The sequence below is a fragment of the Noviherbaspirillum phoenicis genome, assembly GCF_047237965.1.
GTDB lineage: Bacteria > Pseudomonadota > Gammaproteobacteria > Burkholderiales > Burkholderiaceae_D > Noviherbaspirillum_A.
In genome coordinates this window covers 3,052,766-3,075,397 of record NZ_JBDFLX010000001.1, presented here as the reverse complement: position 1 = coordinate 3,075,397, position 22,632 = coordinate 3,052,766, and the positions used below count along the sequence as shown (strand labels likewise).

The 22,632-nt window shown below is 61.8% G+C and carries 26 protein-coding genes; 19 read left to right on the top strand and 7 right to left on the bottom strand.

Annotation, left to right across the window (positions count from 1 at the left end):
- Positions 1 to 230: 230 nt before the first annotated feature.
- The 4 genes from ABC383_RS13810 (at position 231) to ABC383_RS13795 (ending at position 5,131) form a co-directional block, all read left to right on the top strand.
- Complete coding sequence (locus ABC383_RS13810; RefSeq protein WP_413014738.1) at positions 231 to 1,136, top strand: DMT family transporter; 906 nt, start codon at positions 231 to 233, stop codon at positions 1,134 to 1,136.
- Positions 1,137 to 1,202: 66 nt separating this feature from the next.
- Positions 1,203 to 1,646, top strand: coding sequence for a thioesterase family protein (locus ABC383_RS13805; protein WP_413014737.1), 444 nt, complete (start codon positions 1,203 to 1,205; stop codon positions 1,644 to 1,646).
- A gap of 128 nt (positions 1,647 to 1,774) precedes the next feature.
- Entirely contained in the window at positions 1,775 to 4,552 is a 2,778-nt protein-coding gene (locus ABC383_RS13800; protein ID WP_413014736.1) for a PAS domain S-box protein, read from the top strand.
- A gap of 30 nt (positions 4,553 to 4,582) precedes the next feature.
- Positions 4,583 to 5,131: a GNAT family N-acetyltransferase gene (locus ABC383_RS13795; protein WP_413014735.1), complete on the top strand. Its 549-nt coding sequence runs from the start codon at positions 4,583 to 4,585 to the stop codon at positions 5,129 to 5,131.
- Here the strand turns inward: ABC383_RS13795 and ABC383_RS13790 are convergent.
- The 3 genes from ABC383_RS13790 to ABC383_RS13780 all read right to left on the bottom strand — a co-directional run bounded on the left by ABC383_RS13790 (position 5,109) and on the right by ABC383_RS13780 (position 6,565).
- Positions 5,109 to 5,534: a DUF1810 domain-containing protein gene (locus ABC383_RS13790; protein ID WP_413014734.1), complete on the bottom strand. Its 426-nt coding sequence runs from the start codon at positions 5,532 to 5,534 to the stop codon at positions 5,109 to 5,111. The two genes, ABC383_RS13795 and ABC383_RS13790, sit on opposite strands and share 23 nt — an antisense overlap.
- A gap of 183 nt (positions 5,535 to 5,717) precedes the next feature.
- Positions 5,718 to 6,341 carry a LysE family translocator gene (locus tag ABC383_RS13785; RefSeq protein WP_413014733.1) on the bottom strand — a complete coding sequence of 208 codons (624 nt, stop codon included), beginning with the start codon at positions 6,339 to 6,341 and terminating at the stop codon, positions 5,718 to 5,720.
- Positions 6,338 to 6,565: a DUF3820 family protein gene (locus ABC383_RS13780; protein ID WP_413014732.1), complete on the bottom strand. Its 228-nt coding sequence runs from the start codon at positions 6,563 to 6,565 to the stop codon at positions 6,338 to 6,340. The genes ABC383_RS13785 and ABC383_RS13780 overlap by 4 nt, the downstream gene beginning before the upstream one ends.
- Before the next feature lie 82 nt (positions 6,566 to 6,647).
- On the opposite strand from ABC383_RS13780, the gene ABC383_RS13775 reads away from it, so the two are divergent.
- On the top strand, positions 6,648 to 7,244 hold the full coding sequence (locus ABC383_RS13775; protein ID WP_413014731.1) for an IMPACT family protein: 597 nt from the start codon (positions 6,648 to 6,650) through the stop codon (positions 7,242 to 7,244).
- A gap of 10 nt (positions 7,245 to 7,254) precedes the next feature.
- Here ABC383_RS13775 and ABC383_RS13770 read toward each other — a convergent pair whose 3' ends face one another.
- Together ABC383_RS13770 and ABC383_RS13765 are read right to left on the bottom strand one after the other, a co-directional pair.
- On the bottom strand, positions 7,255 to 8,310 hold the full coding sequence (locus ABC383_RS13770) for an alkene reductase (RefSeq protein ID WP_413014730.1): 1,056 nt from the start codon (positions 8,308 to 8,310) through the stop codon (positions 7,255 to 7,257).
- An 88-nt stretch (positions 8,311 to 8,398) separates the two neighbouring features.
- On the bottom strand, positions 8,399 to 8,731 hold the full coding sequence (locus tag ABC383_RS13765; protein ID WP_413014729.1) for an ArsR/SmtB family transcription factor: 333 nt from the start codon (positions 8,729 to 8,731) through the stop codon (positions 8,399 to 8,401).
- A 289-nt stretch (positions 8,732 to 9,020) separates the two neighbouring features.
- On the opposite strand from ABC383_RS13765, the gene ABC383_RS13760 reads away from it, so the two are divergent.
- From ABC383_RS13760 to ABC383_RS13725, 8 genes are all read left to right on the top strand, one after another.
- Complete coding sequence (locus ABC383_RS13760; protein WP_413014728.1) at positions 9,021 to 9,323, top strand: DUF4148 domain-containing protein; 303 nt, start codon at positions 9,021 to 9,023, stop codon at positions 9,321 to 9,323.
- A gap of 608 nt (positions 9,324 to 9,931) precedes the next feature.
- Positions 9,932 to 10,879: an amino acid ABC transporter substrate-binding protein gene (locus ABC383_RS13755; protein ID WP_413014727.1), complete on the top strand. Its 948-nt coding sequence runs from the start codon at positions 9,932 to 9,934 to the stop codon at positions 10,877 to 10,879.
- Between the two features lie 176 nt (positions 10,880 to 11,055).
- Complete coding sequence (locus ABC383_RS13750) at positions 11,056 to 11,805, top strand: amino acid ABC transporter permease (protein WP_413014726.1); 750 nt, start codon at positions 11,056 to 11,058, stop codon at positions 11,803 to 11,805.
- Position 11,806: 1 nt separating this feature from the next.
- The gene (locus ABC383_RS13745) at positions 11,807 to 12,499 is read left to right on the top strand and encodes an amino acid ABC transporter permease (RefSeq protein ID WP_194715055.1); all 693 of its coding nucleotides are present in this window, start codon (positions 11,807 to 11,809) and stop codon (positions 12,497 to 12,499) included.
- 29 nt (positions 12,500 to 12,528) lie between these two features.
- Complete coding sequence (locus ABC383_RS13740) at positions 12,529 to 13,254, top strand: amino acid ABC transporter ATP-binding protein (protein WP_194715054.1); 726 nt, start codon at positions 12,529 to 12,531, stop codon at positions 13,252 to 13,254.
- Positions 13,255 to 13,344: 90 nt separating this feature from the next.
- A complete protein-coding gene (locus ABC383_RS13735; RefSeq protein WP_413014725.1) occupies positions 13,345 to 14,616 on the top strand; it encodes a glycerate kinase type-2 family protein in 1,272 nt (423 codons plus the stop codon).
- A 28-nt stretch (positions 14,617 to 14,644) separates the two neighbouring features.
- Positions 14,645 to 15,688 (top strand): dihydroorotase, encoded by a 1,044-nt coding sequence (pyrC, locus tag ABC383_RS13730; protein WP_413014724.1) that lies wholly within the window; start codon positions 14,645 to 14,647, stop codon positions 15,686 to 15,688.
- Positions 15,689 to 15,737: 49 nt separating this feature from the next.
- A complete protein-coding gene (locus ABC383_RS13725) occupies positions 15,738 to 16,544 on the top strand; it encodes a DUF3025 domain-containing protein (protein ID WP_413014723.1) in 807 nt (268 codons plus the stop codon).
- 232 nt (positions 16,545 to 16,776) lie between these two features.
- Here the strand turns inward: ABC383_RS13725 and ABC383_RS13720 are convergent, their stop codons facing one another.
- A complete protein-coding gene (locus ABC383_RS13720; RefSeq protein ID WP_413014722.1) occupies positions 16,777 to 17,871 on the bottom strand; it encodes a porin in 1,095 nt (364 codons plus the stop codon).
- A gap of 243 nt (positions 17,872 to 18,114) precedes the next feature.
- Here ABC383_RS13720 and coq7 point away from each other — a divergent pair, with 243 nt between their 5' ends.
- Positions 18,115 to 18,732 (top strand): 2-polyprenyl-3-methyl-6-methoxy-1,4-benzoquinone monooxygenase, encoded by a 618-nt coding sequence (coq7, locus tag ABC383_RS13715; RefSeq protein WP_413016358.1) that lies wholly within the window; start codon positions 18,115 to 18,117, stop codon positions 18,730 to 18,732.
- Positions 18,733 to 18,764: 32 nt separating this feature from the next.
- On the opposite strand, the gene ABC383_RS13710 is transcribed toward coq7, so the two are convergent.
- Positions 18,765 to 19,208, bottom strand: a complete 444-nt coding sequence (locus tag ABC383_RS13710) for an OsmC family protein (protein ID WP_413014721.1) — start codon at positions 19,206 to 19,208, stop codon at positions 18,765 to 18,767.
- A gap of 203 nt (positions 19,209 to 19,411) precedes the next feature.
- Between ABC383_RS13710 and rplM the strand changes: the two genes are divergently transcribed.
- The 5 genes from rplM (at position 19,412) to ABC383_RS13685 (ending at position 22,584) form a co-directional block, all read left to right on the top strand.
- Entirely contained in the window at positions 19,412 to 19,840 is a 429-nt protein-coding gene (gene rplM / locus ABC383_RS13705) for a 50S ribosomal protein L13 (protein WP_194715048.1), read from the top strand.
- Between the two features lie 9 nt (positions 19,841 to 19,849).
- Positions 19,850 to 20,242, top strand: coding sequence for a 30S ribosomal protein S9 (gene rpsI / locus ABC383_RS13700; protein WP_194715047.1), 393 nt, complete (start codon positions 19,850 to 19,852; stop codon positions 20,240 to 20,242).
- 135 nt (positions 20,243 to 20,377) lie between these two features.
- A complete protein-coding gene (gene argC, locus ABC383_RS13695; protein ID WP_413014720.1) occupies positions 20,378 to 21,421 on the top strand; it encodes an N-acetyl-gamma-glutamyl-phosphate reductase in 1,044 nt (347 codons plus the stop codon).
- 107 nt (positions 21,422 to 21,528) lie between these two features.
- Complete coding sequence (locus tag ABC383_RS13690; RefSeq protein WP_413014719.1) at positions 21,529 to 22,170, top strand: DUF6776 family protein; 642 nt, start codon at positions 21,529 to 21,531, stop codon at positions 22,168 to 22,170.
- Positions 22,171 to 22,182: 12 nt separating this feature from the next.
- Positions 22,183 to 22,584: a bactofilin family protein gene (locus tag ABC383_RS13685; protein ID WP_413016356.1), complete on the top strand. Its 402-nt coding sequence runs from the start codon at positions 22,183 to 22,185 to the stop codon at positions 22,582 to 22,584.
- Positions 22,585 to 22,632: the final 48 nt, after the last annotated feature.

The window sequence follows — 22,632 nt, the reverse complement described above, 5'->3', positions numbered from 1 at the left end:
GGCGCCGGGCCGGCACGCCCGGCGGCGACGCGCTGGCACGGGCGACGGCCTGCCGGCCCGGCCGGCCGAACGCGCACGCCCAAGGCCGCTGGCAGCGCCGGACCGGCGCGGCGGGGTCAACGATCGCGCCCTGCCGGCGGCATCGCGCCGCCCCAGCGGCACATATTCATCTCCCGCCTGGTTAACCGTTACAATCCCGGCTCCCGAACCGGCAACCATTTCCCTACTTCATGTCCGCCAGACTCACCCCGTCCACCATCGTGATGCTGCTGCTTCCGCCGCTGCTCTGGGCCAGCAATGCCGTGGTGGGCCGCATGGTGCAGGGCATGGTGCCGCCGGTGACGATGAATTTCGTACGCTGGCTGGTGGCCTTCATGGTGCTGCTGCCGCTGGCCGGCTGGGTGCTGCGGCGCGGCAGCGTGCTGTGGCCGGCATGGCGCCGCTTCGCGCTGCTGGGCCTCCTGGGCGTGGGCCTGTACAACGCGATGCAGTACCTGGCGCTGAAAAGCTCCACGCCGATCAATGTCACCCTGGTCGGCGCCAGCATGCCGGTCTGGATGCTGGCCATCGGCTGGCTGTTCTTCAAGGTGCGGGTGTCGCCGCGCCAGATGGTGGGCGCGGTGCTGTCCATCGTCGGCGTGCTGGTGGTGCTGTCGCGCGGCGAATGGCGCCAGCTGCTGGGCCTGCGGCTGGTGGCGGGCGACCTGCTGATGATCGTCGCCACCATCGTCTGGTCCTTCTACAGCTGGCTGCTGACGCTGCCGCTGCCTGGCGCGGCCCAGAAGCTGCGGCCGGACTGGTCTGCCTTCCTGATGGCGCAGGTGGTGTTCGGCCTGGCCTGGTCCGGGCTCTTCGCCGGCGGCGAGTGGCTGGTGTCGGACGCCCGCATTCACTGGAGCTGGCCGCTGGCGGCGGCGCTGGTCTATGTCGGCATCGGCCCGGCGGTGATCGCCTTGCGCTGCTGGGGCACCGGCGTGCAGCGGGTCGGCCCCAGCATTGCCGCTTTTTTCAGCAACCTCACGCCGCTGTTCGCGGCGATCCTGTCCTCGGCCTTCCTGGGGGAACTGCCGCATCTCTATCATGCGGTGGCCTTCCTGCTCATCGTCGGCGGCATCGTCCTGTCCTCGCGGCGCTAGTGCCGGCCCCGATGCCGGTACAATCCCGGCTGGCGCGCGTTGCGCCGCAACATTCACCAGCAAACCATGGCACGCCTGAAGCTCGATTTCCCTGAAGACCAGTACTACTACGCCACCCAGCTCACCGTGCGCGTGACCGACATCAATGGCGCCAACCACCTCGGCAACGATTCGATGATCTCGATGATCTCCGAAGCCCGGGCACGCTTCCTGTTCGACTTCGGCCTGGAAGGCACCCTGGGCCAGGACGTCGGCACCATCGTCACCGACCTCGCCACCACCTACCGCAATGAAGCCCATGCGCGCGACCAGCTGCTGTTCGAAGTCGGCGTGATGGACTTCAACACCTATGGCGGCGACATCACCTTCCGCATCACCCGGCCGCACGACCAGGCGCTGGTGGCCATGGCGAAGTCCGGTTTCGTGTTCTTCAATTACAAGACCCGCAAGGTGGTGCCGATGCCCGACGCGTTTTCGGGCAAGTTCCAGCGGGTGAACTGGGTATCCTGAGCGCACGCCGGCCGCAGTCTGGCCGGCATGAAATACATTGCCCCTCGCTTGCGCTGTGCAATACCATGTTGCCGGCAGTTTCCGATACACACATCGCTCTTTCCATAGGCCCCCTGATGCAGAACCCCATGCCTCATTTTCTGCAGGGTCCCGGCGAAGTCCGTGGCCTGTTGCGCCAGCCGGACCGCCTGCGCGGCCTGGGCCAGCCCCATGAATGGCCGCAGGCGCTTGCCGCCGCGCTGTCGCTGGCGCTCGATTCGGGCTTCGCCACCTGCATCGCATGGGGGCCGGAAGGCCTGCTGCTGTACAACGACGCCTGCGCCCAACTGCTGGGCGACCGCCATCCGGCGGCGCTGGGCAGGCCGGTGGCCGAGGCCTGGCCGTGGGACTGGCAGCAGTTGCAGCCGCAGTTTGCCCAAGCCATGGCGGGCGACCCGGTGCATCGCCGGCGCCAGCCGCTGAGCCGCCTGTGCGGCGGCGTGCGCGAACTGGCCTGGCTCGACTACTCCCTGGCGCCGGTGCGCGATGCGCTGGGCGCGCCGGCCGGCGTTTGCTGCACCTGGATCGACGTCACCGCCAGCGTGCCGCGTGACGACACGCCGGCCTACCGCAGCATTGCCGACCACACCGAAATCATCATGTGGACCACCGAGGCGAGCGGCTGCTGCACCTACCTCAATCCGGCTTGGTACCAGTTTACCGGCCAGTCCCGTGACGACGGCCTGGGCCTGGGATGGCTGGACGTTACCCATCCCGAAGACCGGCCCGCCGCGGAAGCCGCCTTCCTGGCGGCCAACGAGGCCCAGTCCCATTTTCGCGCCGAGTACCGGCTGCGCCGGCATGACGGCGTCTACCGCTGGGTCATCGACGCCGCCGCGCCCCGCTTCGGCGAGGACGGCCGCTACCTCGGCTATGTCGGCGCCGTGCTCGACATCCATGACCGCAAGCTGGCCGAAGCCGCCGTGGTGGCCAGCAATGCCCGCTTCCAGGCCGCGATCAAGGCGGTCGAGGGCGTGCTCTGGACCAATGACGCCAGCGGCCGCATGCGCGGCGAGCAGCCGGGATGGACCATGCTCACCGGCCAGAGCTACGAGCAGTACCAGGACTTCGGCTGGACCGACGCGGTGCATCCGGACGACGTGCGCCACAGCATCGACGTCTGGCACCAGGCCGTGGCCGAACGGCGCGCCTACCTGGCCGAGCACCGGCTGCGCCGCCGCGACGGCCAGTGGCGCCATTATTCGGTGCGCGCCGTTCCCACCATGGATGCCCGCGGCGACATCATCGAATGGGTGGGCGTACATACCGACATCACCGAACTGCGCCGCACCGAGGACGCGCTGCGCCAGCTCAATGCCGGCCTCGAGATCGGCATCCGCCAGAGCACGCTGGAGCGCGACCGGCTCTGGGGCATGTCGCAGGACATCATGGCGATTGCCTCGCTGAACGGCTACTTCCTGAATGTGAATCCGGCGTTTAGCACCATCCTCGGCTGGAGCCTGGAGGAAGCGGTATCGATGCCCTTCCTCGACATGACCCATCCGGACCATCGCACGGACCTGAGCAGCAAGGTGGAACTGCTGGCGCGCGGCCAGGCGGTGGTGCGCTACGAGGTGCGCAATCTGCACCGCGACGGCGGTTTTCGCTGGCTGTCCTGGACCATCGTGCCCGAGGGCGACGTGCTCTACGGCGTGGCGCGCGACATCACCGCGGAACGGCGCCAGGCCGAGCTCCTGCACCAGACCGAGGAAGCGCTGCGCCAGGCCCAGAAAATGGAAGCGGTGGGCCAGCTCACCGGCGGCATTGCGCATGATTTCAACAACCTGCTGGCCGGCATGGTGGGCAACCTGGAACTGCTGAAGGTGAAGATGCGCAGCGGCGGCGTCGGCCTGGCGCGCCATATCGACGACGCCATGGCGGTGGCCAACCGCGCCGCCGCGCTCACGCACAGGCTGCTGGCCTTTTCCCGCCGCCAGACCCTGATGCCCAAGCCGCTGGACCCGAACCGGCTGGTGGCGACGATGACGGATTTGATCGGGCGCACCGTCGGTCCCTCGGTGCAGGTGGAAGCCAGGCTGGCGGCCGATGTCTGGCCGATCGAATGCGACCCCAACCAGCTTGAAAGCGCGCTGCTCAATCTCGCCATCAATGCGCGCGACGCCATGCCCGGCGGCGGCCTGCTGACCATCGAAACCGCCAATACCGTGCTCGACGCGGATTACGCCGCCCGGCATGCCGAAGTGCAGCCCGGCGACTATGTGTCGATCCGGGTGGCCGACAACGGCACCGGCATGACGCCCGAGGTCGCCGCGCGCGCCTTCGATCCCTTTTTCACCACCAAGCCGCAAGGGCAGGGCACCGGCCTCGGGCTGTCCATGATCTACGGCTTCGCCAAGCAGTCCGGCGGACATATCGCGATCGATACCGCGCCGGGCGAGGGCACCGTGATCCGGCTGAAGCTGCCGCGCTATCGCGGCGACGCGCTGCCAGACAAGCACAATGCCGGGAACGGCAATGCGATGCAGGCGGTCAGCCAGGCCACCCTGCTGCTGGTGGACGACGAGGGCCATCTGCGGGAGCTGCTGGCCGAGATGCTGGAAATGCTGAACTACCGGGTCGTGCAGAGCGGCGACGCCGCCGCCGCGCTCGGCCTGATCGACGCCGGCCAGCCTGCCGACCTGCTCATCACCGACGTCGGCCTGCCCGGCGGCATGAACGGCCGCCAGCTGGCCGAAGCGGCGCGGCTGCGCCGTCCCGGCCTGAAGGTGCTGTTCATCACCGGCTATGCGGAAGACGCGCCGACCCGCAACGGCATGCTGGAGCCGGCGATGGATGTGCTGACCAAGCCGTTCAGCCTGGATACCTTCGCCCAGCGGGTGGCGGCGATGCTGAAGCTTGCGCACTGAGTCCGGAAGATGGCACGCAAAGGCACGGACATGACGCAGACCGTCATACAGACGGCGCGTCTGCGCCTGCGACCCTGGTGCGAGGAAGACAAGGCGCCTTTCCGCGCGCTGAATGCCGATCCGCGGGTGATGGCCTTTTTTCCTTCTCTCTTGTCTCCCAGCCAGAGCGACGCACTGGCCGAGCGCTGCCAGACGTTCATCGAGGTGCAGGGCTGGGGCTTCTGGGCAGTGGAGTGCAAGGCAACGCAGGTATTCCTCGGTTTTGTCGGCCTGCACGCGCAACCGGACGCGCTGCCGTTTTCCCCCTGTGTTGAAATTGGCTGGCGCCTGGCCCACCAATACTGGGGTCGCGGCTATGCCATCGAGGCCGCGACCGGGGCGCTGCGTTTTGGATTCGACAGGCTGCAACTGCAAGAGATCGTCGCCTTCACCGCCGTCGGCAATGTGCGTTCACGGGCGGTGATGAGACGCCTGGGCATGCGCGAGGATGGAAGCGGGTTTGACCATCCGGCGCTGCCAGAAGGGCATCCGCTGCGCCGCCACTGCCTCTACCGCATCAGCGCATCAGCGCCAGCGTAGCCTGGTCTTCCACGCCGGCGAAATACTTGCGCAGGCAGGCCGCGAAGACCGGTTCATCCGGCGCGGCGCGGCCAAACAGCGTCAGGCAGGAGCGGAATTTCACATCGTCGGGGTTGCCGAATATCTGATGGGCGCTGCGGCCCCTGACCTCATGAATGATCTGGCAGGCTTCGCGCAGCCGCGGGCCCAGCACCGGATGGGCCAGATAGGCGCGGGCTTCGTCGAGCGACGCAATGCCATAGCGATGCGCCATTTCGCTCTTGCCCAGTCCGCGCAGCTGCGGGAAGAAAAACCACATCCAGTGGCTGGACTTGCGGCCGGCGCGCATTTCGGCCTTGACGCGCTGCCGCAGCGGTTCCTGGGCGTCGACGAAGCGCTGCAGTTCAAACGGGTCATGTTCCATAGGCTCTCCAGTGAAGGGACCGCTCATGCCAGTTCCAATCCGTCGCGTCCCGAATGAAACCGATGGATTTTTTCGTCTGGCAAGGTGGGCGAGGAGTCAATAGCCTGGCTATTGACGACGATCCCAACGCAGCCAGGCGGAAAAAGACGCGGTTTCATTGGACGTGATGGGTTGGGACCGGCATTAGTGCCGCAGCGCCGCCATCAGTGCCCCGAAGCCGACGAAAACCCCGCCGGTCACCCGGTTGAACAGGCGCAGCACCGTGGCGCGGCGCAGGTAGACCGCGATGCGCTGGCCGCCGGCCGCATAGGCCATGTACCAGCCGCCTTCGATCAGTGCAAACGTCACCAGCAGGATCGCGAACTGCGGCAGCCTCGGCGCCGACAGCGTGATGAACTGCGGCAGGAAGGCGGCTGCAAACAGGATGGCCTTGGGATTGCTGGCCGCCACCAGGAAACCGCGCCGGAACAGCGCCGCGCCGCGTTCGGATGGCACGGCGGGCGCATCGCCTGCGCTGCCTGCCGTGGGCGCGCGCCAGCTTTTCACGCCCAGGTAAACCAGGTAGGCGGCGCCAACCCAGCGCAGCACATCGAACACGGCGGGCGAGGCTTGCAGCAATGCGCCCAGGCCGGCCGCGGACAGGCCCATCATCAGCATCAGCGCCGTCATGCAGCCGGCCATGACCGCCAGGGCTGGCCTGGCGCCGTGGCGGGCGCTGCTGCTCATGACCACCAGCATGTTGGGGCCGGGCGTGCCGCAAATCACGAAGCTCATCATCACGAACAGCCACCAGGTGTGCAGGGTCATGACAGGGCTCCGGCGCGGTCGCGCAGGGGCGCCAGCAGATGGCGCAGCGCATTGTGGTCGAGTTCGTACATCAGCGCCAGCAGGCTGCCCAGCTCGCCCTTGGGGAAACCCTCGCGGGCGAACCAGGCCAGATAGTGGCCGGGCAGGTCCGCCAGCACGCGTCCCTTGTATTTGCCAAAGGGCATTTCACGGCGGACCAGCAATTGCAGGGTTTCGGGCGTCATGGGGGAAGAGGAAAAAAAGCGGTGGCCGATATAATAAGCGCTGTTCGGCCTGCCCAGCGCTGGCGGCCATCAAAGGAAAAACATGGCTGTCTACACCCTGGCGCAGGCGGTGCACGCCGACATCGACATCCGCAAGAGCCGTTTCATCGCGATCGCCATGCCGGTCGAAGGCCGCGATGCCGCCCAATTGGAAATTTCACGGCTGCGGGCCGTGCATCCGGCCGCCACCCATGTCTGCTGGGCTCTGCTGGCCGGCGGCCAATCCGGCATGTCCGACGACGGCGAGCCGTCGGGCACGGCCGGCCGCCCCATCATGGAAGTGCTGCGTCATCACGAGCTGGACAATGTGCTGGGCGCGGTGGTGCGCTATTTCGGCGGCGTCAAGCTCGGTGCCGGCGGCCTGGTGCGCGCCTATACCGATGCGATTGCCAGCGCGCTGAAGGACGCGCAGCGCATCGAGTACGTGGCCCAGGCCACGCTGACCTTGGAAGTCGCGTATCCCGACGAAGCCAGGATCCGGCGCTGGATTGCCCAGCACGGCTACCTGCTGGAGCGCGGCAGCCACGGCGCGCTGGTGGAACTGTCGATACGCCTGCCGGCGGCAGAACTGCCGGCAGCGCGCCTGGCCCTGTGCGACCTTACCCAGGGCCAGGCGCGCATCACCGCGCCGGAAGGCTGAACACCTCTACTCAGGCCAGCGCCGGATAGTCGGTATAGCCTTCCGCGCCCGGATGGTAGAAGGTCTCCGGCTGCGGCTGGTTCAGCGGCGCGTTGATCTTCAGGCGCTCTGGCAGATCCGGGTTGGCGATGAACAGCTGGCCAAAGGCCACCGCATCCGCCTCGCCCGAGGCGATCACCTGTTCGGCGCTGTCGCGGGTCATCTTTTCATTGGCGATATACACGCCGCCGAACGCCTTCTTCAGCTGCGGACCCAGCCGGTTCGGGCCGAGCGCCTCGCGTGCGCAGATGAAGGCGATGCCGCGCTTGCCCAGTTCGGTCGCCACATAGCCGAAGGTCTCGGCCGGATTGGCGTCGCCCATGTCATGCGCATCGCCGCGCGGCGCCAGGTGCATGCCCACGCGCGACGCGCCCCACACCTCGATGCAGGCGTCGGTCACTTCCAGCAGCAGGCGCGCCCGGTTTTCCACCGAACCGCCGTAGGCGTCGGTGCGCTTGTTGGTCTTGTCCTGCAGGAACTGGTCGAGCAGGTAGCCGTTCGCACCATGGATTTCCACGCCGTCGAAACCAGCCAGCTTGGCGTTTTCCGCGCCCTTGCGGTAAGCCGCGACGATGCCCGGAATTTCCTCCGTGTCCAGCGCGCGTGGCGTGACATAGGCGCGCTTCGGGCGCACCAGGCTGACATGGCCTTGCGCCGCGATCGCGCTCGGCGCCACCGGCAGTTCGCCATCGAGGAAGACCGGGTCGGAAATCCGGCCCACGTGCCAGAGCTGCAGGAAGATCCGCCCACCCGCCGCGTGCACCGCATCCGTCACCATCTTCCAGCCCGCTACCTGCTCGTCGGACCAGATGCCCGGCGTATCGGCATAGCCCACGCCCTGCGGCGTGACCGCCGTGGCTTCCGACAGGATCAGGCCGGCCGAGGCGCGCTGCACATAGTATTGGGCCATCAGCGCGTTCGGCACGCGGCCGCCGCCTATGGCGCGGGAGCGTGTCAGCGGCGCCATGATGACCCGGTTGGGCAGTTCAAGGTCGCCGACGCGGATGGGATCGAAGAGTTTGCTCATGAGAGATTCCTTTTGTAAAACGGCATTTCAAGCCGGGATTGGAAAGCAGGGGCCGGGCAGGGAAGCGATGTCGGCAAGGCAGCAGGGCTCAGAGCGCCTCATCAAGCTGTGCAATGAAGCGGCCGATCAGGTCTTCATTGCGCTTGAAGAAGATCCACTGGCCCACCTTGCGGGACGTGATCAGGCCGGCGCGCTGCAGCGTGGCCAGGTGCGCGGACACGGTGGACTGGGAAAGTCCTGCACGCTGATCGATCAGGCCGGCGCATACGCCAAGTTCCAGCGGATATTCCTGCATCGAAAAATGCGCCGACGGGTCCTTCAGCCAGGCCAGGATCTGGCGGCGGATAGGGTTGGCCAGCGCCTTGTGGATGGCGTCCACATCGATTTCAGGAGTAAGGTCGGTGCCGCCTGCGTCGTTCATTTCGCTTTTGCCCAATGTATTTATCGAGATATTTGAAACTATGTATCGTGATATGGCGATACACGATCCGATTTCAAGTGCTTTTTTTACCGCGTGCCGCCAGGCAAGGATTGAACCGATTTTGGCAATAGTTCATTGCCTGGTATGCCATTTATTGCCGGGGCAGCGATCTGTAACATGCCTGTCATCGATCAGCGCCGTTAGCGCGATCCAGCCAGGCCTACCGCTGGCGACCCAGGCAACTAGCTGAAGCGCCTGGTCAGCAGCCCCTACTTATTGGAGAAAAACCATGAACATCAAGAACATCATCGTCGCTACCGCCATCCTCGCCGCCGCAGGTTCGTCCTTTGCCCAGCAAACCGAATTCGTTGCGCCGGACGCCGGCTTCAAGTCCACCCTGACCCGCGCCCAGGTGCGCCAGGAACTGGCACAAGCCTATGCCCAGGGCGACGTCGTTCAGCGCCAGCACGACGGCCAGGACACCCAGTTCGCAGGCAGCACCCAGACCCGCGAACAAGTAAGGAAGGAAGCAGCCCGCGCTGCCCAGACCCGCCACGCAGGCGACGTCAACGACCTGTATTTCGGCGCGTAAGCAAACACGCTTATTGCAGGAAGCAGCAGATAGAAGGATTTTGCGCGATGTAACACAATAAGCGCTGCATTTTGCGCAGCGCAAATCCCCTGAACGGCCCGGTCGACTTCATTGTCGGCCGGGCCGTTTTGCATCCAAGGCCCGCTCTGATGCCGGGCGCCGGCGATGCAGTACAGGAGTCCAGGCGATCATGCCGCGGGCAAACGCACCATGCCGAGGCCGCTGTCACCCTCCAACGCCAGCGCCAGCGCCAGCGCCTATCCAGGCAACGCATGCATGCACATTCATGCGCTGGGATCCCCGACGCGACTGAACCGGCCACGCCTTTCCGGTTCCCCTATAACGGTGTGAATAACGATCTTCATCGCGTGCAGCCTCCTGATGACCTTCTCGATGGGTCGGAATGCAGGCATCCGGCTGCAGCCGGCGTTTTGGCGAAGCTACTTTCAATTAAAAGACGTTAATGAATGTTAGTGTTTTGTGGAAAATAAAATAATCAACAAACATTTTTCGCACAAATATACTGTTTGATACACTAGAGAAGCTTTTTGATAACGACAACATATCGACTGTCGTGCTGCCTATCCATTTTGTGTTCAGGAGAATCCATGAAACTGCATGCCCTACTTACCGTGATGATCGGTGCCAGCCTGATCACGAGTGCCGTACACGCGCAAGAGCTGAACGGCACGCTGAAGAAAATTAAAGACACCGGCACCATTACCCTCGGTGTACGCGACTCCTCCATCCCTTTCTCCTACCTGGACGACAAGCAGTCCTACCAGGGCTATTCGATCGACCTGTGCATGAAGATCGTGACGGCGGTCCAGAAGCAGCTCGGACTGACTTCCCTGAACGTCAAGATGAACCCGGTGACGTCGGCCACCCGGATTCCGCTGATGGCGAACGGCACGGTGGACCTGGAATGCGGCTCGACCACGAACAATCTCGAGCGCCAGAAGCAGGTTGCCTTTGCGCCGACGACCTTCGTGACCGCAAACCGCCTGCTCGCCAAGAAATCGTCCAACATCAACAGCCTGGACGACATGAAAGGCAAGAACCTGGTGTCGACTTCCGGCACCTCGAACCTGAAGCAGGTAACGGCCCTGAATGGCGAGCGCAATCTCGGCATGAACATCATGGCTGCCAAGGACCACGCGGAAGCCTTCCTGATGGTGGAAACCGGCCGCGCCGCCGCTTTTGCCATGGATGACATCCTGCTGGCCTCCCTGGCCGCCAGCTCGAAGGCGCCCAACGACTATGCAATCACCAAGGAAGCGCTGTCGGTGGAGCCGTACGGCATCATGCTGCGCCGCGAAGATCCGCAGTTCAAGAAGGCTGTCGACACCGCTATCGAAAACGTGATGAAGTCGGGCGAAATCAACAAGATCTATGCGAAATGGTTCATGTCGCCGATCCCGCCAAAGAACATCAACCTCAACGTTCCGATGAGCGACCAGTTGAAGATGGTCATCGCCAAGCCGACCGATTCCGGCGATCCGGCAGCCTATGCCGATGTGCCTGACGCGCAAAAAGGCGGCGCGAAAAAGAAGTAATTCAGCACCGCTGAACAGGACGGGAGGCTTTGGCCTCCCGTTTTTATTTGGGGCATGAAAATTGCTCGCTTGAATCAACTATTTTGTTGTAAGCTGCGCGGTTTTCCGTCGCCGCCAACCTGCACCTGCAGACCCAACTATAAAATCGGCTTCTCGACCCGGATGAGGAAACCCCTATGAACTACAACTGGAACTGGCGCATCTTCTGGGAGCCATCCCCGGACGGTGCCGGCACCTACATGGATACGCTGTTGTCCGGCCTGGTCTGGACACTGGCCACCGCGCTGACCGCCTGGGTCATGGCGCTCGTCATTGGCGCAATCATCGGCACCATCCGCACCACGCCGAACAAGCTTGCGGTTCGTCTGGCCAATGCCTATGTCGAACTGTTCCGGAATGTGCCCTTGCTGGTGCAAATGTTCCTCTGGTACTTCGTCATGCCCGAACTGGTGCCGCAGGGCCTGGGCAACTGGTTGAAAGCCCTGCCCAACGCGCCTTTCATCACCGCTGTGCTCTGCCTCGGTTTCTTCACTTCGTCACGCGTGGCAGTCCAGGTCTCCGCCGGCATCAATTCCCTGCCGCGCGGCCAGAAGCTGGCCGGCACCGCGCTGGGCCTGACCCTGCCGCAGACCTACCGATACATCCTGCTGCCGATGGCCTTTCGCATCATCGTGCCGCCGCTGACCAGCGAATTCCTCAACATCATCAAGAACAGCGCCGTGGCGCTGACCATCGGCCTGATGGAACTCACTGCACGCGCCCGCTCCATGCAGGAGTTTTCATTTCAGGTATTCGAGGCATTCACCGCCGCCACGCTGATCTACATCGTGGTCAACGTGGTAGTGGTTTTCCTGATGCGCTGGATAGAGCGCCGGGTTGCCGTACCTGGCTTCATCAGCAGTTCCACTGGCGGCGGAGGTCACTGACATGTTTTCCAATTTCGACTTCGACGTCATCGAGCGTTCCTGGGTCTACCTGTTCAAGACCGGCATGGTCTTCACGCTGGAACTGACCGGCCTGGCAATGGTGGGCGGCATCGTCCTGGGCACGCTGCTGGCCATGATGCGGCTGTCCAAGTTCCGCTCCCTGTCCATGGTGGCCACCGGCTACGTGAACCTGATCCGCTCGATCCCCCTGGTGCTGGTGATCTTCTGGTTCTACTTCCTCGTGCCCTATATCGGCGCATGGATCATCGGTGCGAAGGAACCGATCATGGTCGGCGCCTTTTCCTCCTCGCTGATCACCTTCATCCTGTTTGAAGCGGCTTACTATTGCGAGATCATGCGCGCCGGCATCCAGTCGATACCGCGCGGCCAGGTCTCTGCCGGCTATGCGCTGGGCATGAACTACTGGCAGACCATGGGCAACGTGGTGCTGCCGCAGGCGTTCCGCAACATGATTCCGGTGCTGCTGACACAGACGATCGTGCTGTTCCAGGACGTGTCGCTGGTCTATGTGCTGTCGATCACCGATTTCGTCGGTGCCGCATCCAAAGTGGCGCAGCGCGATGGCCGTCTGGTGGAAATGTATCTGTTTGTCGCGCTTGTCTATTTCGTGCTTTGCTACGGCTTGTCCCTGCTGGTCAAGCGACTGCAGCAACGGGTGGCGATCATACGCTGACCTTGTGAATTCAGAATCCAGGAGAAAACATGATAGAACTGAAAAACGTCAGCAAGTGGTATGGCCAGTTCCAGGTACTGACTGACTGCACCACCAGCGTGGCCAAGGGCGACGTGGTCGTGGTCTGCGGCCCGTCCGGCTCCGGCAAGTCGACCCTGATCAAGACCGTGAACGGACTCGAGCCTTTCCAGAAGGGCGAGATCACGGTCGACGGCGTCTCCGTCGGCGACCCGAAGACCAACCTGTCCAAGCTGCGGGCGCGCATCGGCATGGTGTTCCAGAACTTCGAACTGTTTCCGCATCTGTCCATCCGCGAAAACCTGACCATCGGCCAGGTCAAGGTGCTGGGCCGCAGCGTCGCCGATGCCACCGAGCGCGGCCTGAAATACCTGGACCGGGTCGGCCTGATCGCCCAGAAGGACAAATTTCCCGGCCAGTTGTCAGGTGGCCAGCAGCAGCGCGTGGCAATCGCCCGCGCCCTGTCGATGGACCCGATCGCGATGCTGTTCGATGAGCCGACCTCCGCGCTGGACCCGGAAATGATCAATGAAGTGCTGGACGTGATGGTCGGCCTGGCGCAGGAAGGCATGACGATGATGGTCGTGACCCATGAAATGGGGTTTGCCCGCAAGGTCGCCAATCGCGTGATCTTCATGGACAAGGGTCTCATCGTCGAGGATTGCACCAAGGACGAGTTCTTCGGCACCCCGCGTTCCGACCGCGCACGTGATTTTCTGGCAAAAATTATCCATTAAGCCTTTTGTGCGATTGACCGCAAGCCGCTTCAGCGACAAACTGAGGCGGTTTTTTTTCGCACATCGCCCGGTCTGCCAATAAGGAATTTCATGGATTATCGAACACTCTTGATAGACAGCTTTCAAGCGGCCGTCGCTGCCGCCGATCCCTTGAAAATCATTGCCGCCCATCTTCCCCCGCCGCCTAAGGGGCGCACCCTGGTGGTCGGCGCCGGCAAGGCCGCGGCGAGCATGGCGCGCGCGGTGGACCTGGCCTGGCCGCAGGACGCGGCGCTGGAAGGCATCGTGGTTACCCGCTACGCGCATGCGATTCCGACCGAGCGCATCACCGTGGTGGAAGCCAGCCACCCGGTGCCGGACGATGAAGGTGAAAAGGCTGCTGCCGATATTCTGGCGCGCGTAGCCGCACTCGGACCGGATGACCGCCTGATCGCACTGGTATCCGGGGGCGGTTCCAGCCTGCTGTCGCTGCCGGTGGACAGCGTGCCGATGGCCGACCTGAAGTCGGTCACCAAGTCCCTGCTGAAATCGGGCGCACCGATCACCGACATGAACATCGTGCGCAAGCATTTGTCCCGGATACAGGGCGGCCGCCTGGCGGCCGCCTGCCGCGCTCCGGTCACCACATTGATCATCAGCGACGTCACCGGCGACGATCCCAGCGCAATCGCATCCGGCCCGACCTGTCCGGATCCGAGCACCTATGCCGACGCCATTGCGATCCTGAAGCGCTACGGCGTCGAGGCGCCGGACAGCGTGATGGCGCACCTGGAGCGCGGCGCCTCCGGCCAGATCGGCGAGACGCCCAAGCCGGGCGACGCCTTATTCGGGCGGGTGGACAACAGGGTCATCGCAACCGCGCGCCAGAGCCTGCAGGCGGGCGCCGAGTTCTTTGCCGCACAAAACATCACGCCGGTCATCCTGGGCGACACCGTGACGGGTGAAGCATCCGAAGTCGCCAAGGTGTATGCCGCCGTCGTACGCGAGATCCGCGCTTACCAGCAGCCGTTCAAGCCGCCCGTCGCGCTGATTTCGGGTGGCGAATGTACGGTCACCGTGCGCGGCAATGGACGGGGAGGGCGCTGCGCCGAATTCCTGGCGTCACTGGCGGCTGAAATGGACGGCATGCCCGACGTCTACGCGATCGCCGCCGATACGGATGGCATCGATGGCACCGAGGACAACGCCGGCGCGGTACTGCTCCCGGACAGCAAGGCGCGCGCCGAGCAACTGGGCATCAGCGCGCACAAGATGCTGGCCAATAACGACGGCTACAGCTACTTTTCGGCGCTGGGCGACCTGGTCATTACGGGGCCGACGCTGACCAACGTGAACGATTACCGGGTGATTCTCGTGCTGTAAAATTGGCGCACTTTATCTGGCGCCCATCATGCAAACATCACCCGACAGCATCACCATCACTCGTCCCGACGACTGGCATCTTCACCTGCGCGACGGCGCCACCATGGCCAGCGTACTGCCGCATACCGCGCGGCAGTTCGCTCGCGCCATTGTGATGCCCAATCTGAAGCCGCCAGTTACGACCACCGCCCAGGCTTTGGCTTATCGTGACCGTATCCTGGCGGCGCTGCCGCCGGGCATGGCTTTCGAGCCGTTGATGACCTTGTACCTGACCGATAACACGGCGCCGGAAGAGATCATGCGCGCCAAGGAAAGCGGCCTGATCCACGCCGTCAAACTCTATCCCGCCGGCGCCACCACCAACTCGGACGCCGGCGTCACCGACCTGCGCAAATGCTATCGCGCGCTGGAGGCAATGCAGCAGGTTGGCATGCCCCTGCTGGTGCATGGCGAGGTCACCGATCAGGAAATCGATATCTTCGACCGGGAAGCCGTATTCATCGACCGCGTGATGATGCCCTTGCGTAGCGATATGCCGGAATTGAAAGTGGTGTTCGAACACATCACCACGCAGGACGCGGCACAGTATGTCCAGGAAGCCGGACAACATACCGCAGCAACCATTACCGCCCACCATCTGCTCTACAACCGGAACGAGATCTTCAAGGGCGGTATTCGGCCGCACTACTATTGCCTCCCTGTATTGAAGCGCGAAATCCATCGCAAGGCGCTGGTACAGGCAGCCATCTCCGGCAGCGGCAAATTTTTCCTTGGCACGGACTCTGCGCCCCACGCGCGCAATACCAAGGAGCATGCCTGCGGCTGCGCCGGCTGTTACACCGCGCTGCATGCGATGGAGTTGTATGCGCAGGCATTCGACCGGGCCAATGCGCTCGACAAGCTCGAAGGTTTCGCCAGTCTGCACGGCCCTGATTTCTATGGCCTGCCGCGCAATAGCGGCACGATCACACTGGTGCGTCAGTCATGGACACTGCCCGGCGAACTGCCGATGGGAGAATCCACGGTCGTTCCGCTGAACGGAGGCGAAACCATGGATTGGGCAATGGTCTGAGCGGCAAGGTACCAGGCAATGAAACAATGAAGCGATGCCGGAAGATTTTTTGAAGCGGATCGACTGGCATCGTCCCTGGCTTGCGCCCCTGCAGCCGGCGGCGGAACTGGTCCTGCAGGCGCCAACCTGGCGTGATGGGCTGAATCAGCAGGCAGCAATCCGCCATCTCAACAATCACCTGTCCCTGCCGATCCAATTCGTGCCGCAGTCTGTCCTGCCCGAAGGCATGGCCTATGAAAGCTTTATCAGCGCAACGGGCTGCGTACCAACGCGGGATAACCTGCATGATTTCTTCAATGCGCTGGTTTGGCTGACTTTCCCGCGGATCAAGGTGGCGCTGAATGAACTGCAGGCCGCCGAAATCACACGCCGCGCGTTGGCGGTAGCCGAGCAAGCCAGGCATACACAACAGGCACAACAGACGCGAGGCCGGGTCAGGGATGCGGCAACGATCTTCGACGAAAACGCCGTGCTGTTTCTGACTTCAGAGCCGTCTTTCTCTTCCTTGCTGCGCGGCCATCAGTGGCAAGAGCTGTTCATTGAACACCGAAAGGAATTCAATGAAAAATGCACAGTGTATTTGTTCGGCCACGCCTTGCTGGAAAAGCTGGTCGATCCTTACAAGGCAATCACGGGGCACACCTGGATCATTGACATCTCTGAAGACGTTCTGGCCTCCCCAGAGCTTGCCAGACGTGAATGGCTGGACCGGACAGTAGCCGGCCAACTGAAAGATGGACTGAGCACGTCGGATTTCTCCCATCTCCCTGTGCTTGGTGTTCCTGGCTGGTGGCCAGCGCAAGACGAGGCGTTTTATGCCGACAGCGGCGTATTCCGTCCAGCCAAGAAAAAATAGTTTCTGGTAGTTGCGTAGCCTGAATCCATAAACTGTGCATGCGCAATCGCGTGCCGGGATGAAGGGCAAAAGCCGGGATCAAGGTCTAAAAACATAGGATGGCAATCCGCTCAGGCAAAAAAAACAGGCCCACCGAAGTGGGCCTGAAATTTTTACGTTCAGCAGATCTATCCAGCAATCCGCCTATATTGAAACTAGCGCCATGGCGCTAGTTTCAATCAAGTCTGTTTTATTAGAACAGGTGGTTGATACCAACCGAGAAGCCCAGCATGCTGTCTTGGCCAGGAGCCGAACGCAGCGACGATTGGGTCAGGATGGTGTTGGTACCGGTGGATGCGGTTTCCAGGCCATCTTTGTACTTAGCGTAGTCGATGTCTGCGTAGAAGTTGGTACGCTTCGACAGAGCATAGGTAGCGCCAACGATGAACAGGCCGCGCTTGCCAGCAGTGGTGTTGCCAACGCCGACTGCATTCGCGTCAACTTTGGTGTGGTAGTAAGCTGCGGTCAGACCCAGAGCTGGGGTGATGTCGTAGCTGCCGCCAACCCAGGCGTTCTTCTGGCCAGCGTCGCCGCCGGTAGCACGGTCTTGCTTTTCGTTCTGGTAACCAGCAGCGATACGAGCCGGACCAAAGGTGAAGGCGCCGCCAACGGTCCAGTTCTTGTTGTCTTGGTAGTTAGGAGCAGCGGTGGTGCCAACGTTCGGCTTGCGAACGGTGTAAGCAGCGCCGAACGACAGCGGGCCGTTAGCGTAGGTACCGCCGACTGCTGCGTGGCTGTTGTTGCCGCCGCCGCCAACTTGCTCGCCCAGTGCATATTCAGCACGTGCGGTGATCGGGCCAAAGGTGCCGGTGTACTGGATGTCGTTATCAACACGGGTACCAGCGGAAACGCTCGCGCCGGTCAGAGGGATGATGCCGGTGAACTTGTAGTTGAACGGGTCATAGGCGCCAACGGTCTTAAATGCAACCGTGTACTGACGGCCCAGATCCAGGGAGCCCCACTGACCACCCAGACCAACGAATGCGGAACGCTGGAACAGACGGTTCTGGGTGTTGTTCAGTTCGCCGGTGCCGGAGTTGAAGCCGGATTCCAGGGTGAAGTGAGCATTCAGACCGCCGCCCAGATCTTCAACGCCTTTGAAACCCAGACGGTTGGAATTGTAGGTGCCGGTGGAGCTCATGGTGGTGCGGCTGTGACCAGCTGCGTCGATGTCGCGCTGATTGCGAACGCCTGCGTCAAACGAACCATAAATCGTCACGCTGGTTTGTGCTTGTGCAACGCCTGCAAATGCACCCAGGACTGCCAGTGCGAGAAGCGATTTTTTCATTGAGTAATCTCCAGAAGTTGTAGTGCTAAAATTTTTCGCTGCATTCAGCAAGGCTACCAGTAGGGAGCCCCCCTGCCGAGACTTCCAAACCAGTTGATCAAGAAGCTAGTAGTCATTTCATCAAAATACCGATGGCAGGGCAAAGAAATTTTGGCTTTTCTGTGCAATCATCATTCTTTATGTGGCTTTGAAACAACGATTATTTGCTATTTTGGCAACACTGCCAATGTAAAAAGGAAACTAATGGATGGCTTGATTATCGGATTCGACCGGGCATTAAAGGTAATTGCCGGGGTGGCTACCGCATCTCGCGCCACGCCAACTGCTGCGACGGCCGATACCGAACTGACTGAAAGCGAGCGCCGGCATAGCGCAGGCCTGATGCGGGTAAACCACGTTGGTGAGGTTTGTGCCCAGGCCCTGTATGAGGCTCAGGGCCGCTTTTCGCGTAGCCCTGATATTCGTGCGCAGTTCGGCGATGCGGCCCGCGAAGAGGAAGATCATCTCGCATGGACGGCGCAGAGGCTTCAGGAGCTGAATTCCCATACCAGCGTGCTGAATCCGCTCTGGTATGCGGGCGCTTATGCAATGGGCATGGTGGCGGCGCGTCTGGGCGATGCCCGTAGTCTCGGGTTTGTTGTGGAAACCGAACGTCAGGTGGAAGCGCATCTGGCCAGTCATATGGACAGGCTGCCGCAAGGCGACCACCAGTCCCGGGCAATAGTGGAACAAATGAGACAGGATGAGATTGCGCACGGCGCATCGGCCCAGGCGCTGGGCGCTGCGGAGATGCCACAGCCGGTGCGTCAGGCAATGCGCGCCATGTCCAAGGTGATGACGGGCATTGCCTATTATTTATAGCGCGTCGAAGGAGGGCGGAGGAAGTGCCCGCTTCAGCTGGCCGGCGTTTCGGCCAGGTCGTCGATGATTTCGAAGGTATGCGTCATTGCCGCTGTCTTTTCCAGCATGATGGAAGCCGAGCAGTATTTTTCATGCGACAACTTGATGGCGCGTTCAACCAGATTCGGCTTCAGGTTGCGGCCGCGAACCGTGAAATGAAAGTGGATGCTGGTAAAGACCTTGGGATCTTTCTCGGCCCGCTCCGATTTCAACGTGACGTCGCAGCCGCGGATGTCCTGGCCGCTTTTCCGCAGGATCAGCACGACGTCATAGGCGGTGCAGCCGCCGGTGCCGGCAAGTACGACTTCCATCGGGCGCGGCGCCAGATTGCGGCCGCCGCCTTCCGGTGCGCCATCCATGGTTACAAGATGGCCGGAGCCGGTTTCTGCCATAAATGTCATGCCGGACAAGCCAGTCCAGCGTACGGTGCATTCCATCTCATCCTCGCAAAAATTGAACGTGCGCTATTGTAGCTGTTGAATATCCACTTTTCTGTTTGACGGCAAGTGCTTGAAAAGGCTATACTTTCCGATTCCCTGTTTGCTCAAGGGAAAGATACAAGGCAGAGTCTGCGGCAAAAGCCGAAGCAAGGCGGCGCAGAACCACCATTTTGAGCGATTCAATTCATCAGGAAGTCATCATGAAAACCTTTTCCGCTAAAGGACACGAAGTCCAGCGCGACTGGTTCGTGATTGACGCGACGGACAAAGTCCTCGGACGTGTTGCCAGCGAAGTGGCACTCCGGTTGCGCGGCAAGCACAAGCCAGAATTCACCCCTCACGTTGATACCGGCGATTTCATCATCGTCGTCAATGCAGACAAGCTGCGCGTGACGGGCACCAAGTCCACCGAGAAGAAGTACTACCGCCACAGCGGTTACCCGGGCGGCATCTACGAAACCAATTTCCTGAAAATGCAACAGCGTTTTCCGGGCCGCGCGCTGGAGAAGGCAGTCAAGGGCATGCTGCCCAAAGGTCCTCTCGGCTACGCCATGATCAAGAAGCTGAAGGTCTATGCGGAAGGCAGCCACCCGCACGCCGCGCAGCAGCCGCAGCCCCTCGAACTGTAAGGAACAGTCATGATCGGTAACTACAATTACGGCACCGGCCGTCGCAAGAGTGCAGTGGCGCGCGTGTTCATCAAGTCTGGCTCCGGCCAGATCGTGGTCAACGGCAAGCCGGCCAATGAGTACTTTTCCCGTGAAACCGGCCTGATGGTGATCCGTCAGCCGCTGGAACTGACCAACAACGTCGAGCGCTTCGACATCATGGTCAACGTCAACGGCGGCGGCGAGTCCGGCCAGGCAGGCGCAGTGCGTCACGGCATCACCCGTGCACTGATCGACTACGATGCAACGCTGAAGCCGGAACTGTCCAAGGCAGGCTTCGTTACCCGCGATGCACGTGAAGTCGAGCGTAAGAAAGTCGGCCTGCGTAAAGCACGTCGCGCAAAACAGTTCTCGAAGCGTTAATCACGTTTTTGGCACTGCAAAAGCCGCCCGGTTCGCCGGGCGGCTTTTGTCATTGTGGGCAGGCTGGAGCAAAACGGTCGTCTGCCGACACTGTTAGAATTTCGGGACATTATTTCAATCCGGCTTGGAAAAATCATGATCAAAGTAGGCATCGTAGGCGGCACCGGCTATACCGGCGTCGAGTTGTTGCGTTTGTTGGCAACGCATCCGCAGGTTGAACTGACCGCCATTACATCGCGCAAGGAAGACGGCATGCCGGTTGCCGACATGTTTCCGTCGCTGCGTGGCTTTGTGTCCCTCGCCTTTTCTGCACCTGAAAAAGCCAGGCTGACCGACTGCGATGTGGTTTTCTTTGCCACGCCGCATGGCGTGGCCATGGCCCAGACGCCGGAATTGCTGGCTGCCGGCGTGAAAGTGATCGATCTGGCGGCAGATTTCCGCCTGAAGGACACGGCGGTTTTCGAGAAATGGTACGGCATGCCGCATTCCTGCCCGGAAATCCTGGAGGAGGCGGTGTATGGTCTGGCCGAGGTCAACCGTGAGGCGATCAGGAAAGCCCGTGTCGTGGGCCTGGCGGGCTGCTATCCCACCTCGATGCAGCTCGGCTTTGCGCCTTTGCTGTCGCAGGGCAAGCCCCTGGTCAATGAAGCAGCGTTGATCGCCGATTGCAAGTCCGGCGTTTCCGGCGCCGGCCGCAAGGCCGAGGTAGGAACGCTGCTGGCGGAGGCGTCGGACAACTTCAAGGCATACGGCGTGAAGGGGCATCGGCATTTGCCGGAAACCCGGCAGGGGCTGGAAGCGATCTCCGGTCGTCCGGCAGCGCTCACTTTCGTGCCGCATCTCGTACCGATGATCCGGGGCATTCATTCCACCCTGTACGCCACCATCCTGCCCGAGGCGCGCGATGTGGATTACCAGGCGCTTTATGAAAATCATTACCGGAACGAGCCGTTTATCGACGTGATGCCGGCTGGCAGCCATCCGGAAACCCGGTCCGTACGCGCTTCCAATATGCTCAGGATTGCCGTACACCGCCCTGACAACGGCGATCAGCTCGTTATCCTGGTGGTGGAAGACAACCTGGTCAAAGGCGCGGCCGGACAGGGGGTGCAGTGCATGAACATCATGTTCGGGCTTGATGAAACCACCGGCCTGAAGCAGGTGCCTGTCCTTCCCTGATTGTTCTGGCGATGAGGATAGGTCGTTGGCCGCGGCGTCGCCGGCCTCTGGCGGCGCCCAAGCTCACTGTCAGCAAACAGGTCTCCTGGCGGGTGCGCCTGTCGCGCATGGCGCTGCTGTTTTTCATCATCGGCGCTCTGGCGCTGTGGACCTATGAGCTTGGACGTGGCATGAATGTGCTCGGTGCTGGCGTCAGCGCCGAGCAGGCGCAGTTGCTCAAGGCGCAGGCAGCCAAGGCGCTTGCCGAGCGGGATCAGACAAGCGGCGCGCTTGGTACACTGGAAAATCAGCTTGCGATGGAGCGCGCTGCGCACACGCAGCTGGCTGCACAGGTCCAGTCGCTGACCGCCGAAAATGCGCGTCTGCAGGAAGATCTGGCTTTTTTTGACAGCCTGGTGCCCGCCGGGCCCGTGTCGGAGGGCATCTCGATTCGCCGCCTGAAGCTGGAACTTGTGCCGCCCAACCAGTTGCGCTATCGTTTGCTCGTAATGCGGCGCGGCAATAACCCCCAGGATTTCAGGGGTAGCCTTGCGCTGTCGCTGGCTGTTATTCAGGCCGGCAAGGCTTCGGTGCTGAATTTTCCCGGCAAGGAAGACAAAACCGAACCGTTTCAACTGGAATTCCAGCGCTATCAGCGTATCGAAGGCATACTTCCCCTGCCAGAAGGCGTGCAGATTAGGAATGTGCAGGCCCGGGTGCTGGAAAATGGCAAGGTGCGTGCACAACAGTCGGCCAATATGGAAAGATAAAGGAGAGGCTTGATGTTCGGGCAAAAGGCAAAGAACACGATAGACAGCCTGATCGGCATGTCGACGACAATCGAGGGAAACATTCGTTTCCGTGGCGGCTTGCGGGTGGATGGACACGTGAAGGGCAGCCTGATCGCAGATCCGATCGACGGCAGCATGCTGGTCATTTCAGAACAGGCCAGCGTGGAGGGCGAAGTCAAGGCGGAACATATCGTCGTGGACGGGGTGATCACTGGCCCGGTTTTTTGTTCCGAGCTCCTTGAATTGCAGCCCAAGGCCCGCATAACCGGGGATGTACATTACAAGGCGCTGGAAATGCATGGCGGGGCGTTGGTTTCAGGCAAGCTCAGTCACCCGCAAGACAGCGAGCAGGTGCTCAAGCTGGCATCGCCAAAATTGGCCTCCAATGTGTGAGTGCGCTATTAGTTCTATAATCGAACATTATTCGCTTTAATAAGCAGG

What these genes read in the sequence shown, in the direction of transcription:
- ABC383_RS13710 (WP_413014721.1), bottom strand. Translation starts at nt 19,208, where the DNA reads ATGGAATGCACCGTACGCTGGACTGGCTTGTCCGGCATGACATTTATG.
- ABC383_RS13750 (WP_413014726.1), top strand. Translation starts at nt 11,056, where the DNA reads ATGAACTACAACTGGAACTGGCGCATCTTCTGGGAGCCATCCCCGGAC.
- argC (WP_413014720.1), top strand. Translation starts at nt 20,378, where the DNA reads ATGATCAAAGTAGGCATCGTAGGCGGCACCGGCTATACCGGCGTCGAG.
- ABC383_RS13780 (WP_413014732.1), bottom strand. Translation starts at nt 6,565, where the DNA reads ATGACGCCCGAAACCCTGCAATTGCTGGTCCGCCGTGAAATGCCCTTT.
- pyrC (WP_413014724.1), top strand. Translation starts at nt 14,645, where the DNA reads ATGCAAACATCACCCGACAGCATCACCATCACTCGTCCCGACGACTGG.
- ABC383_RS13800 (WP_413014736.1), top strand. Translation starts at nt 1,775, where the DNA reads ATGCCTCATTTTCTGCAGGGTCCCGGCGAAGTCCGTGGCCTGTTGCGC.
- ABC383_RS13690 (WP_413014719.1), top strand. Translation starts at nt 21,529, where the DNA reads ATGGCGCTGCTGTTTTTCATCATCGGCGCTCTGGCGCTGTGGACCTAT.
- ABC383_RS13810 (WP_413014738.1), top strand. Translation starts at nt 231, where the DNA reads ATGTCCGCCAGACTCACCCCGTCCACCATCGTGATGCTGCTGCTTCCG.
- ABC383_RS13795 (WP_413014735.1), top strand. Translation starts at nt 4,583, where the DNA reads ATGACGCAGACCGTCATACAGACGGCGCGTCTGCGCCTGCGACCCTGG.
- ABC383_RS13765 (WP_413014729.1), bottom strand. Translation starts at nt 8,731, where the DNA reads ATGAACGACGCAGGCGGCACCGACCTTACTCCTGAAATCGATGTGGAC.
- ABC383_RS13785 (WP_413014733.1), bottom strand. Translation starts at nt 6,341, where the DNA reads ATGACCCTGCACACCTGGTGGCTGTTCGTGATGATGAGCTTCGTGATT.
- ABC383_RS13760 (WP_413014728.1), top strand. Translation starts at nt 9,021, where the DNA reads ATGAACATCAAGAACATCATCGTCGCTACCGCCATCCTCGCCGCCGCA.
- ABC383_RS13685 (WP_413016356.1), top strand. Translation starts at nt 22,183, where the DNA reads ATGTTCGGGCAAAAGGCAAAGAACACGATAGACAGCCTGATCGGCATG.
- ABC383_RS13770 (WP_413014730.1), bottom strand. Translation starts at nt 8,310, where the DNA reads ATGAGCAAACTCTTCGATCCCATCCGCGTCGGCGACCTTGAACTGCCC.
- ABC383_RS13805 (WP_413014737.1), top strand. Translation starts at nt 1,203, where the DNA reads ATGGCACGCCTGAAGCTCGATTTCCCTGAAGACCAGTACTACTACGCC.
- rplM (WP_194715048.1), top strand. Translation starts at nt 19,412, where the DNA reads ATGAAAACCTTTTCCGCTAAAGGACACGAAGTCCAGCGCGACTGGTTC.
- ABC383_RS13755 (WP_413014727.1), top strand. Translation starts at nt 9,932, where the DNA reads ATGAAACTGCATGCCCTACTTACCGTGATGATCGGTGCCAGCCTGATC.
- ABC383_RS13775 (WP_413014731.1), top strand. Translation starts at nt 6,648, where the DNA reads ATGGCTGTCTACACCCTGGCGCAGGCGGTGCACGCCGACATCGACATC.
- ABC383_RS13790 (WP_413014734.1), bottom strand. Translation starts at nt 5,534, where the DNA reads ATGGAACATGACCCGTTTGAACTGCAGCGCTTCGTCGACGCCCAGGAA.
- ABC383_RS13735 (WP_413014725.1), top strand. Translation starts at nt 13,345, where the DNA reads ATGGATTATCGAACACTCTTGATAGACAGCTTTCAAGCGGCCGTCGCT.
- ABC383_RS13740 (WP_194715054.1), top strand. Translation starts at nt 12,529, where the DNA reads ATGATAGAACTGAAAAACGTCAGCAAGTGGTATGGCCAGTTCCAGGTA.
- ABC383_RS13720 (WP_413014722.1), bottom strand. Translation starts at nt 17,871, where the DNA reads ATGAAAAAATCGCTTCTCGCACTGGCAGTCCTGGGTGCATTTGCAGGC.
- coq7 (WP_413016358.1), top strand. Translation starts at nt 18,115, where the DNA reads ATGGATGGCTTGATTATCGGATTCGACCGGGCATTAAAGGTAATTGCC.
- ABC383_RS13745 (WP_194715055.1), top strand. Translation starts at nt 11,807, where the DNA reads ATGTTTTCCAATTTCGACTTCGACGTCATCGAGCGTTCCTGGGTCTAC.
- rpsI (WP_194715047.1), top strand. Translation starts at nt 19,850, where the DNA reads ATGATCGGTAACTACAATTACGGCACCGGCCGTCGCAAGAGTGCAGTG.